Annotated in this window: 12 protein-coding genes and 1 pseudogene; 10 read left to right on the top strand and 3 right to left on the bottom strand. The window is 36.3% G+C overall.

The annotated features are described in order from the left end of the window. Positions 1-186 precede the first annotated feature (186 nt). The 4 genes and pseudogenes from BM358_RS09925 to BM358_RS26760 form a co-directional block, all read left to right on the top strand. Positions 187-762 (top strand): LysE family translocator, encoded by a 576-nt coding sequence (locus tag BM358_RS09925; protein WP_023988506.1) that lies wholly within the window; start codon positions 187-189, stop codon positions 760-762. Between the two features lie 24 nt (positions 763-786). Beyond that, complete coding sequence (locus tag BM358_RS09930; protein ID WP_023988507.1) at positions 787-1,563, top strand: AraC family transcriptional regulator; 777 nt, start codon at positions 787-789, stop codon at positions 1,561-1,563. A gap of 15 nt (positions 1,564-1,578) precedes the next feature. Next, positions 1,579-2,430, top strand: coding sequence for a 3-methyl-2-oxobutanoate hydroxymethyltransferase (panB, locus tag BM358_RS09935; protein ID WP_028541360.1), 852 nt, complete (start codon positions 1,579-1,581; stop codon positions 2,428-2,430). Further along, positions 2,411-2,500 (top strand): annotated as a pseudogene (locus tag BM358_RS26760) (alpha/beta hydrolase); the annotation flags it as partial. The gene panB and the pseudogene BM358_RS26760, both read left to right, overlap by 20 nt. Positions 2,501-2,676: 176 nt before the next feature. Here BM358_RS26760 and BM358_RS09940 read toward each other — a convergent pair. Next, positions 2,677-3,498, bottom strand: a complete 822-nt coding sequence (locus tag BM358_RS09940) for an NAD(P)H-binding protein (protein ID WP_028541359.1) — start codon at positions 3,496-3,498, stop codon at positions 2,677-2,679. Positions 3,499-3,629: 131 nt separating this feature from the next. Between BM358_RS09940 and BM358_RS09945 the strand changes: the two genes are divergently transcribed. The 6 genes from BM358_RS09945 to BM358_RS09975 all read left to right on the top strand — a co-directional run bounded on the left by BM358_RS09945 (position 3,630) and on the right by BM358_RS09975 (position 8,930). Then, positions 3,630-4,466 carry a MerR family transcriptional regulator gene (locus tag BM358_RS09945; RefSeq protein WP_028541358.1) on the top strand — a complete coding sequence of 279 codons (837 nt, stop codon included), beginning with the start codon at positions 3,630-3,632 and terminating at the stop codon, positions 4,464-4,466. Between the two features lie 189 nt (positions 4,467-4,655). Beyond that, positions 4,656-5,108 (top strand): MarR family winged helix-turn-helix transcriptional regulator, encoded by a 453-nt coding sequence (locus BM358_RS09950; RefSeq protein ID WP_028541357.1) that lies wholly within the window; start codon positions 4,656-4,658, stop codon positions 5,106-5,108. Between the two features lie 11 nt (positions 5,109-5,119). Further along, the gene (locus BM358_RS09955) at positions 5,120-6,241 is read left to right on the top strand and encodes an alpha/beta hydrolase (RefSeq protein WP_023988513.1); all 1,122 of its coding nucleotides are present in this window, start codon (positions 5,120-5,122) and stop codon (positions 6,239-6,241) included. A gap of 500 nt (positions 6,242-6,741) precedes the next feature. Further along, positions 6,742-7,020 (top strand): DUF6809 family protein, encoded by a 279-nt coding sequence (locus BM358_RS09960; protein WP_028541356.1) that lies wholly within the window; start codon positions 6,742-6,744, stop codon positions 7,018-7,020. Positions 7,021-7,358: 338 nt separating this feature from the next. Next, complete coding sequence (locus BM358_RS26765) at positions 7,359-8,576, top strand: WXG100 family type VII secretion target (protein ID WP_028541355.1); 1,218 nt, start codon at positions 7,359-7,361, stop codon at positions 8,574-8,576. A gap of 21 nt (positions 8,577-8,597) precedes the next feature. After that, the gene (locus BM358_RS09975; protein ID WP_049828402.1) at positions 8,598-8,930 is read left to right on the top strand and encodes a hypothetical protein; all 333 of its coding nucleotides are present in this window, start codon (positions 8,598-8,600) and stop codon (positions 8,928-8,930) included. 781 nt (positions 8,931-9,711) lie between these two features. Here the strand turns inward: BM358_RS09975 and BM358_RS09980 are convergent. Both BM358_RS09980 and BM358_RS09985 read right to left on the bottom strand, forming a co-directional pair. Next, positions 9,712-10,458 (bottom strand): class I SAM-dependent methyltransferase, encoded by a 747-nt coding sequence (locus BM358_RS09980; RefSeq protein WP_028541353.1) that lies wholly within the window; start codon positions 10,456-10,458, stop codon positions 9,712-9,714. A 414-nt stretch (positions 10,459-10,872) separates the two neighbouring features. Continuing rightward, a complete protein-coding gene (locus BM358_RS09985) occupies positions 10,873-11,985 on the bottom strand; it encodes an alpha/beta fold hydrolase (protein WP_028541352.1) in 1,113 nt (370 codons plus the stop codon). Between the last annotated feature and the right edge of the window lie 202 nt (positions 11,986-12,187).

Genomic DNA, 12,187 nt, shown 5'->3' on the forward strand with positions numbered 1-12,187 from the left:
ATTTTTGAAGACAGCTACGGACAACAAGGAACTGACGATGCAACTCTTGGATAAGGGAAATTTTGATATAGCAAACAGCGTAGCAGAAGGGTGACTACGAAGGGTACAATACCTGCAATAATATACTATATGCCATTTATCTTAAGATGTATTATTTCATGAGAATACGTTAAAGGAGTTTTCCTCATGAATATTACATCTGTTTTAATTTACTGCTTTATTGCCACTTTTACACCAGGTCCAACTAATATCGTTATACTATCTACAGTCCATAATTTTGGGGCAAAAAAAGCAATGAAATATACGTATGGAGCAACTCTAGCTTTTGGTTTATTACTTGTTATTTCTGCTATATTAAATACGATGCTTATAACGATCATACCGAAAATTTTAATTGTTATGCAGATAATTGGAAGCTGTTATATGTTCTATCTCGCCTATCAAGTTTACAAAATGGATACATCCAATCCAACCGTAAACCAATCAGCTACCTTTATGTCAGGCTTCCTTATGCAGTTTCTAAATCCAAAGGTAGTACTATTTACAATGACTGTAATTCCTAGTTTTATTATGCCCCACTATATCGCAATACCTGCGGTGACGATAAGTATTGTCGCTATAACGCTTATTGGTTTTTTAGCATTTGTGACATGGGTTCTTTTCGGTGCAATCTTCAAGGAGTTTTTACAGAAGCATAAAAAGACTGTTAATATAATGATGGCCTTGTTTTTAGCCTATGCGGCCATAATGATATGGATGTAGGTAAGCTTGTTAGGGGTGATTGAATTGGACAAATTTATCTATAAGAAATCAGCAGGTATTACTGCGCTATCAGCAAGTCTTTCTGAATTTAAGTATAAGAAGCACTCTCACATGGAATATGCAATAGGCGTAACATTGCGTGGAATTCAAGAGTATACCTTGGATGGCAGCTTACAGTTATCCTATCAAAATGGTGTGATGCTTTTTAATCCAGAACAGGCGCATGACGGAATGGCACATAATAAGGTGGGGCTTGATTATGTCATGCTATATATTGAGCCACAATTGCTTTTAGAGATTATTGAGCACAAGGATATCGTACGGTTTTCAACGCCAATTGTGTATGACTATAGCCTTGAACAAAAAATATTAAGTCTTTCTAAGGCTATCTTAAGCGAAAAAGATGAGGCTTTGTGTAGCGAATTACTTTTATCCTTGACGGATAGCCTTTTTCAAACCAATCTTTCTACAGACAATAAGAAAGAGAACGTGTTAATTCGAATAGCGAAGGATATGATTCATACCAACTTAGAACATGTACTTAAACTTGACGAGATATGTAAAGAGCTTAATTTATCGAAATTTCAGTTTATCCGATTATTCAATGCTCATACTGGAATTTCACCATACCAATACTTTCTTAACTGCAAGATCGAACGTGCAAAGCAGTTAATAGAAAAAAATAGAGATATTTATTCAGCAGTAGCAGAATGTGGTTTTGTTGATTTAACCCATTTAAATAAACACTTTAAAAGTGTATATGGAACAACAGCATTTGAATATATGTCACATTTAAATTGAGGAGGAGGGTATACGTTGAAACAAACTACAGATTTGTTGAAAATGAAGCAAAACAATGAAAAGATTGTCATGTTAACAGCCTATGACTATCCTTCTGCAAAGCTTGCAGAACAAGGGGGCGTTGACGTCATATTGGTTGGTGATTCGCTTGGAATGGTGGTTCTGGGTTACGATTCAACAATTCCAGTTACAATCGAAGACATGATTCACCACACGAAAGCTGTTAAACGAGGAGCGAAGGATACATTTATCATTACGGATATGCCGTTTTTAACCTATCATTTGTCTGTTAGAGATACATTAATCAATGCTGGGGAATTAGTTCAAGATGCCGGTGCCCATGCGGTGAAGCTGGAAGGTGCCGATGAAGTCGTCGAACATATCGCCGCCCTGACAAGAGCAGGAATTCCTGTCTGCTCCCACCTGGGACTGACTCCGCAAACTGTTGGAGTTTTAGGCGGATATAAGGTGCAGGGAAAAGATGCATTAGCCGCTAAAAAATTGCTGGAAGATGCTAAGAAATGTGAAGCGGCTGGAGCATTTGCTCTTCTTTTGGAATGTGTTCCAAGACAACTTGCAGATGAAGTAACCAAAGCCCTTTCAATTCCGGTGATTGGAATTGGTGCTGGATTGGATGTGGATGCCCAGGTTCTCGTATATCATGATATTTTAGGCTATGGTGTTGAACGTGTTCCTAAGTTTGTAAAACAATACCATTCGCTGAATCCGTTTATTTTGGAGTCCATTCAAGCTTATACTGCTGATGTGAAGAATAAACGGTTTCCTGAAGAAAAACATACTTTTACGATGAAGGAAGAGGAACTGAAAGTACTTTATGGAGGTAAGGCTGGTGATTCACGGTACTGAAGATCCGATTATCCCTTATGAACATGGAAAAAATTTGGCTAACGAAATTACAGGTGCGGTTTTACTGAGTTCAATAAAACAGCGGCAGTCTAGGACTTTATTTTTCCGTCCATGGCTGCCGCTGTTTCTATTACTTGGATCATCAGTCTAATGTAGTATCGTTTTACTCTTTGCCATTCCTCGTTCAACTAGTGTTAGGTTCAACTAGCGTTTTCCGTTAGGTAATTAGTAAAAGTACATAAGGGGTTATACAAAATAATGCTTGTTTTCATTAACCCATTGAGTAAATGTTCTGGCTGGCTTGCCTGTAACTTGTTCTACTGTCGGTAGAACGGTATAGGCTCCTTTAGGAGGGTTTTTCCCAATCCCTATAATAAAGTATTCAATAAATTCATTGTCATAGCCTTTGCTTTTCCAATCTTGTTTTACTTGTTCTTCTGTAATTTCAACAAGATCAATGTATTTATCTATAACTACAGAAATTTGTTTAACCATACTTCTTGGAGACAATGCTTCTGGTCCTGTCAAATCATATGTCCGCTTATCATGGCCTTCTTCTGTCAGTGCCTTTACTGCGACATCAGCGATATCAGCTTCATGAATTCTAGCGCTTAAACTATCAGGGAAAGCCGTACGAATAATCCCTTCTTTTTGGATTGATTCTGTCCAACCACTGTAAAGTGCATTTTTCATAAATTCCACTGGCTTTAGTAAAGTCCATTCCATTCCACTATTTTTAATAACGTCCTCAATTGGGTTTCCTTCAAAATCTAACAGGGCTACAATTCTTGCAACATTAGCTTGTTTTGCCATCTGAATAATTCTTTTGTTTTTTATAAATTTTTCGTCCGATTGTTCACTCTGAGTGATCAGAAACAAGCTATCTATAGTATGGAGATGTGCTTGTATAGTCTCGGGAATATCAAGGTCACCTAGAACTACTTGTGCTCCTTTAGGTAAGTTGCTTTCCTTCCTTGACAATGCCTTTACTTCTATATCTTTTGCAACTAGTTGTTCAACAATATGACTCCCCACACTTCCTGTTGCTCCTGTAACTAGAACTTTCATTCCTTATATCCTCCCAAGATTAATTATTTAGGTATTACTTTCGATTAGATACTCCTCATGGTCTACTGCTATATGAAGGTTACTTGGTTATAATAAAGTGTGGTGTAACACCATAGTCAAGGAGGGATTTCATGGAGAATAATGTTCAAACTCATTTAACGTCAGGACAATTTGCAAAAGTGATGGGTATTAGCAAGGATACTTTATTTCACTATGATCGACTTGGAATTCTTTCTCCTGAATTTAAAGCTGAAAATGGGTATAGATATTATTCAATTAATCAAATCGATGTTTTTAAAGTGATTTCAATACTTAAAGAATTAGAAATGCCATTAAAAGAGATAAAAGAGTATTTAAATAAAAGGTCACCTCAGGAGCTCATTGTCCTACTTGAGAAAGAAGAGGCAATGCTGAATTCTAAAATTAAACAACTGCAAAAAATGAAAAATATAATATCAGAGAAGAAACGAATTACCCAAGCAGCAACTGAGATCGTTACAACTGATATTATTATTGAGGAAAAAAAGGAGGAGTTTTTGGTAGTAACAGAGGCTGATCCTTACACAAATGATAAAAGCATTTACGATTCTATGATAAAACACGAAAAGCACTTGAACATTTATAGTATTGATGCTTCCCATACAGTAGGCTGGATGAGAGATACTAAAAGAGTCTTAGCAAATGAAACATTCAATTATGATTATCTTTTTACTAGAGTTAGTAAAAAATCAAATTATTCAAATTTCAAGCGAGAAAAAGGAACATATTTAATCGCGTACCATACAGAAGGATACTCGAGCGTATGTGACACTTATGATCGAATAATAAATTATGCTAAAGATAAGAGCATAGAATTACAGGGATTTTTTTATGAGGATGTTTTGTTAGATGATCTTTCAGTTAGAGGTTATGAAGAGTATTTAATTAAGATCTCTGTTCAAATTTTAACCATCCATGCATCCCAATAAAACATTTTCCTCGCTGTAGTGAATGCCTAATGTCTGTTGAGCCGTACTTACTACTATTAATTGGGGTGATCTACAGATCGCAAGAGATAATGAATGCAAACATTCAAAAAATACAGGTTGAAAATAGTACCATATCGAACTATAATATTAGTACGATATGGTACTTTTTTTGAGAAAATGGAGGTGCACATGGGAATTATAAAAGGAAGATCTGTTTTTTTATCAGCATCCATAGATGCATTGCTGGCTAGAATAGTTTCAAGAAAACACAGGGAATCTGAGGTTGATACTTTAACAGCAACTCAAGCAAGGATTTTGTTTTATCTTTGGACGAAAGACGAAATACCTATACATGAAATCTCAAGGGTTACCAATCTTCAAAAGTCAACTTTAACGAGTATATTAGCTAAGTTGGAAAAAGCAGGACATATCAGTTTTATGCCTTGCCAAACAGACAAACGGAAAACAATAGTTAAAGTAGTGAACAGAAATGAAAAATTAGTGGAATTGAACAAAAAGATTATTGATGAAGTCGGAGAGATTTTTTACAAGGGATTTAGCGAGGAAGAAATAGCATTGTATCAAAGTTTCTTAATAAGAACTTTAGATAACCTGATAGAATGCGAGAATGAAAAAAAGTGAGGAGAGAGAGTATGAATAAAAAACTAAGAATGGTATCCTTCGTACTTTTAGCAACATTGGCTTTTGCCACACAAAAGGAAAGTTTCGTAGCTGCTGAAAGTCCTCCTACAGATGTGATTAGTATGGCTCCTACCTATAAAGATGTGGTGTATGCAACCGTAACTAATGACGATGGAAAGAAAAAAGAGTTAAAAATGAACATCTTTAAGCCGGAGGGTGTAACCGAAGCAACTCCTGTCTTGGTATATATTCATGGTGGAGGATGGGCTATAGGGGACTATCAGGGCGATGATGCGCCTAAAGATGCAAAGAAGGAAACAGCCGCGCCACCAAATCGACCAGCACAAATGACAGGTAGAGCTACAGATCAAGTGGCTACAGATTCAGCATATCAAGTTTTCAAAAAAGTATTAGAAGATAAAATTGCTTTCGTTTCCATAGATTATCGGCTAAGTGGCGAAGCTATTTTTCCGGCTCCCATTTATGATGTTAAGGGCAGTATCAGATATCTGCGTGCACATGCCAAGGAATACGGTATTGATCCAGAAAAAATTGCAGTAGCAGGAAATTCTGCAGGTGGACATCTGGCTACCGAACTCGCTGTTACTAGTGATATAAAAGAGCTTGAAGGTGATGTTGGGGGCAATCTTGAGTATTCAAGTAAAGTAATGGCTGCAGTTGATTTTTACGGTCCAACAGATATGTTTACCATGGGCCCTGAGATGGACCCAACCCTGCAATCTCCTGAGGAGGCAGCCGAAACACATGACTCTCCACGAGCAGCTGAAGCCAAACTTCTTGGATTTGATAAAGAAGGACAAGGTGTGGCAGTCCTGAGAGATATTCGGGATAAAAAACAAACCAATTCTCCTTATTGGGAAAAAGTAAAGTTGGCAGAATTGGCAAGTCCTATAAATTATGTATCTTCAGATGATCCACCCATGTTTATTGCACATGGAGGAAGTGACAGTTTAGTATCTATTCAACAAAGTTTGAGACTTAGAGATACTCTTAACCATGCAGGAGTAGAAAATATTTTTATGTCTAACTCTAAAGCTCCCCACGGTGGCCAGGGTGAAGATGTCAATAATGCAGCTATAACCTGGGTAACAAAAAAATTGCTTAATAAGTGAGAAATTTTAAATATTTATATTATTTTATTAAAAAAAGGGATCTCCATTTATGGAGGTTCCTTATTCTTTAAAGCCTACTTTAGATGAATTAGATTGGCTCTATTAACCGTTTCATTGCAGATTAAGTCGTTAGGCTATGAGTTAGATTAATTAATGTACTACCCATTGGATATCAAGATGAAATGTTTCTTGAACGGAAGATGCCGATCGAACAATAGGATCAGACAATTTTGTAGCGGAAAATGCTCATATGTGAGATGGCTTGATGATTTTAGGAACTCTATCCTAAGGGGTAGGGCTTCTTTTGGTTTGTTCTATTTAATAAATAGTCTGTGCTTGTTTGGTGGAAATTTGCCAATAGTCCTTCAATTATTCCTAGTGAAATATTCGCTAAAATTCAATATTGATATTTCCAATAGGATATTCTTATTTTTGGGGAACAAAACGCATCTACGGATCCGAAATTTACGCAAAGTCTGTATCAAGAAGGAGAAGATGAAATGAGTATCTTGGAGGATTTATATTACGGCAAATGGTATCCAAGTGATCGAATCAAACCGAAGAACCCTGAACTTGAACTAACCCATCAGAAAATATCCGCTTCTATGGAAACTCTAAAAGCAAGATTGCCAGAACAAGATTATAAGTTAATTGAAGAACTATCTGATTTAAATGATGTCCTAATTTCTATATTATCTGCCTCGGATTATATTTCTGGGTACAAAACGGGAGTTTTGATGATGTTAGAAATATTTGATGGGAAAAATTATCGAAACTAAGGTATACCTTTGTAAAGTAAAGGGAAAGAAAACTTATACAGAATAGAGTTAAAAGGCAAGGGCCGGACGCTATAGCGTACCGGCTTATTTAATATGAGATGGCTGTTAATCTTATGATCATATAACTGAAATAAGATATATTTTCACGATTATTCAGAAGAAGATGAGGCATTAAAAAGGTACTTATTTATAATGAAGGGGGAGCTGAATTTAATAAATATAAGTCAGAGGTCATAGGGATTAAGTCTTCTAATTCATATAACAATTAGTAATAAAGATGGTTTTCCATAAATTTGAATAATGTTATTATGTCTTAATGAACTCAACCGAGGTAAATTATGACAACAATTAAAGTGACACCTGAACAACTTATAACTGTCTCTAAGAAATTTGAGCTTGCGCAGCAAACGGCGATGCAAATGAATAGTCAGTTATCGCAGCAAATTTCGTTTATGGAACGATTTTGGGAGGGGATAACAAAGGAGCAATTCTATTATAGATTCCAAACATCTCAGAAGAATATGGCTGACTTTGTTACACTAACAGATTCGATTGCTAGAGAACTACGGCAGCATGCAAATAAGTTTAGATTAACAGATATGATGGAGGATGGGAATCTAGACCCAGGTTGCTTGCCACCTCCACCGAATACTTGCACAGTTCCTGTTGCAGATACACGAAATGCGCTCCAGAAATCGGCGGATAGCTTAACGGAGCTTGGGCAGGATTTTGTAGCAGCTAATTCAGAACGATATGAGAAAAAATTTGATTCAGTCTGGAGCTTCCTGGATTATATGTCGTACGGCATTCCGAAGGGAATGTATCAAGGGTACATGGAACGGGCAGCTAAACAAAACGATTCATGGAATGACATGCTCAATTTCGGTACATTTGGAGTATCGGGCATGATTCAGGGAGTATTTAATCCCACAAATGCATGGTCAAAAGAACATATGGCAAATTTGATTGGTACAGCTGGTTTGATGATAGGTTCTACGACAACCAAAGCGCTGATTAAGCCCAAGAATATTTTGGAGGGATCTGTTAAGTATGAAGGTGCTAAAAGTACAAATATTTTAAAAGAAAGAGAACAGCACCCTGCTTTTGTAAGAGGGCTAAATACAGATATTGATGATATATTCAGAAAGAATCCTGATGATCCTTTAAAAGAAGTTATTGGATCTGGAAGAGAGTCACATCCACAAGAATGGAATAAAATTATTGATGAGTTACATTCAGAGGGAGTAGAAGTAATATATAAAGGTAACACAATGGCATATTCTCCTAGCAAGGGAGGGCCTGGCCAACTAATAATAGATGAAGATGCTTCTATAGGAGCGTTAATTCATGAGTATACTCATTATCTAGATGATTCAAAACAAGGATTTCCAGGAATGAGTTACCATTTTCAAACAATAAATCGTGTGAAGATGGAATTAAATGCATATATGAGAGAAATAAAAATTGCCGAAGATATGGGACGTAATGATATTGCAAATATGCTGTTTGAAAATTATATTCAAGAAAGAAGATTACTGACCAGTCACTTGAAATAAAAATAATTCAGGAGGAACAAAATGAATATAGTGAAAAAAATAGAAGAAGGAAAATGTTCAATACAAGAGTTAGAAAATTTGCTGGAAGAAAAGAACCCCATAGTTTTATATCATGCATTGACACATATCGGAAAAGAAGGCCTCCGTACAGAGGAAATTATAAAAAAGTTAAGTGAATTGTCTTCAAAAAGGGAACCTCAAGATAAGATGATAGGTCATTATAAAGTAGGAGACTTAGCAATAGCTACTATGATAAAACTTGGAGAAAAAGAAGATGAGATAACTGGGTTTAAGATATTAGATGAATTTGAAAAAAAGATGGTTTTCCGTTTATTTGAAGAAATCGAATGGTAATGCCTCCTGTTCGTTTGAATGAATGCACTTAATTCAAAACTTATTTCATCTCGAACCATGAGGAGAAATAAGTTTTTTTCATATCTAATGGAGGTGAACCAAATGAATAGAATACTTATTCAAGCTGTAGAGCGTTTGTATTCAATTCATTTTGAAAGTTTAGTCAAGTCCAAAATTCGCCGAAAACGTCGCTCTAGGAGAAACTACTTAGCTGCTGAGTGTGTAGAGTAAAAGCCTAACCAAAAATGGGTAACGGATATTACGCAATATCGAGTGGGCGAACGCTGGTGGTATCTTTCTGCGATAAGGACTTGCCAAAGCTTTTGCAAGGCAAAAGGCGTGACTGGGCTGATCGTTCATAACGACTAGTTTAAAAATGGGTGGAGGCATTTTTACTTGTGGTGGTACTTTAAAAGGAAATTCTTTTGGTCAATCAGATTCTTGGCAGAAAACAATAGAATTTTTTATGAATTAGGGCGTGTTTTCAAACTCAGGCAAGCCAAACCATAATGGTTGCCAAGGCAAAAAAAGACTTGAATGTACACGCCAATTTATCATAGTGAGTCGCCAGACGACGATAAATTCTTTACTTTATTAAAGAAGCATTCCAGCAAATAACGTTTTTTGTAAACGTCCTGATCATATTTTAGGGTGACTCGGCGATTTTTCTTTCCGGGAATCACTGGAATAGCCTGTTATTCCTTCAAAAACATGCGAATGGCATGGATATCTTACGCGCGGTCGTCAAACACTTGGGATGAACATTCCGGGATTATTCGTTTTAGGCTCCATGTTTTCGACAAACAGTAATGATGGAAGGAGATAAAGGAGTGAACGGTGTTTTATCCCAGTCCGAATATTGATTTTCGATACAAAAGCCGCGGCTCGTTAATAAACGCTGAAGCGTGTCATTATCAGTAAAGCGACATGCAATTCGAGAAATTGTTTTCTCCGATCCCCAATCACGGAACGTGACCCAGTGCATGATCTGGTTACTTGAATCATACGACTGTGTCCCAGATATCTTGACTTTAATTCCATCCTTATCGATAAAATTTCCCCAGCTGCTTTCCTCTTGGTTGGATAAATCGGTTCCCAAGGGGTTTCGTGTTTCAAAAACAAATATCCCATTTGATTCTAGGTGCTTGTAGATGGTTTCGAGTAAGGCTCGTTGATCGTCATCGCTCAAAAATGCCTGGAATGCATTTCCTGTCAAATAAATCATGGAAAAACGCTTTTCGGAATCGAATGTACGAGCATCAGCTTCAATAAAATCCACAGGCAAACCTTGAGCTTTAACCCGCGCATATTCAAGCATCGATGAAGAAATGTCAACACCTGTTATATGTATCCCCGATTTTGATAAATGAATGGTTGTCAATCCTGTACCACATGCAAGTTCCAGAACCTCACCTGGGTTCAATCTAGCCATATCAAGATAGAAATTGTATTTATTAGTCTCACCGCCAAATTCAAGATCATAATTAATCGGGTCTCGATACTCTTCAAGATTATCGTGATTTATCAATATGAATCATCCCTTCACTACACTACAGATTCCTTTAAATCATCCTTCATTATACCATCCATTCTCAGTTTTGCGATATATGGAAACCATGTTGATGTTTTATAAAAAAAGGACTGACGCGCCAACACTTTTAAAACAAAAAAGCCGCTAATTTAGCGGATCTGATGATGAAGGTATAATTATTGTAGGAACAAATAAAGGATTAGATCATTTAACCTACCCAGAAATAAAAAAAATCATAGGTGATAAAATTCTTATTAAATATGCAGATCAAAATGAGACGTAAAAAAGGCGGTTTCCCCTTTTGGGGAAACCATTCGTTATACATAATTCTTTTAAATATTTACTAAATATCCGCATTAACCATACTATGAATTTTTTTATGCGAGAAATTATAGTATTTATATCTCTTTGTTATAGGAACTTCTTCATTTCATTAAATGCTAACTCTCTGTGACCTGCTTGGCAGTGTTGCTCACCACCCGTTTCTTTAGTAAATACTTTGGTTGTAATGGACGCAGCATTGATTAATTCTTGTTGGATTTGAGCGAGTCGGCTGATAGGTACGTATTGATCATCTTCTCCAGCTAATAAAAGAACATCTTGATTAATGAATGCTCCAATGCCTTGCATCGTGTGCTTTTCGAAATTTTTAATGAGATCAAAAGGCGTTGCTACACCGGTGTTTTCCATCCCTTTGGTAATCTTCCAATGCAAATCAATATTGTGAGTCATCATCTGTTCGAATAATGAATTCACTTGATCTACTTCATTACGATCGACTAGCTGCATCATACTCTGATACGTTTCTTCTGGCATTCCCATTTTTAAGGCATCTAAACCACAATAGAAAATGTTAAAAGCAACTACTTTATCGATTCTCTTTTCGAAGGCTGCCGCACGCATAGCTAAATATCCTCCCCAAGAAGCACCTACGAGACTAACATGATTTAATTTGAAATAATCAATCACCGTTGATATGGGCTTTTCCCAGTTATGAATGAATTTTAGGCCGTTTTTTAAAGCAGTTCCTTGGCCAGGGCCATCGAATACAATAATATTGTAATCAATTCCCTTCATAAATCTCATCATTTTAAGCATCTCTTCCATGTAAGAATCATAGCCACCAAAGACAAGTAATGTCTTCGTAGCTCCAGGTGTCAATAATTTTACAGCAGGAAGATACGAGTCTTCATAGGGAATCTTGTAGGATTCATAATCAAAATCATGAAAGCCTTTATAGAACATTTCTCTATATTTTCGATACATTTTTTCTTTATTGGGGTCTGTGGTTGCAAGATAAAATTCTGCAGCTTGATAGTAGACTGAGGCTAAGTCATAGTCCTTGCTGTCTTCGCGTTTCTTTGCAAAATTGAGCCAAGCTTCATACCAGCTATGGGTGTCTTTTAATTTCGGAATCATCTTTTCCAAGTCAGCTTGTGCTCGATCATCTTCTTGATAATAATCATTGATAAAACGATTAATTTGAAGATTGAACTGTTCGTTATTGACATAGGATTTAAACATGTATTTTCCTCCTTCAATTTGGGTATGTGCTTACTATAGAGTATAGTTACTACATAAAAAATAATTAGTATCGCATAATCTGTAGGATATCTTACACGGTATATATAAAGTGTTCGAAAACTTACACATAAGGAGCAAGTGGTTAAATGAATGAAGATATCAGAATTTATAAAACAAAAATAGCTATTGAGCGAGCTTTAAT

The sequence above is a fragment of the Paenibacillus sp. cl130 genome (genome assembly GCF_900116035.1).
GTDB classification, from domain to species: Bacteria; Bacillota; Bacilli; order Paenibacillales; family Paenibacillaceae; genus Paenibacillus; species Paenibacillus polymyxa_B.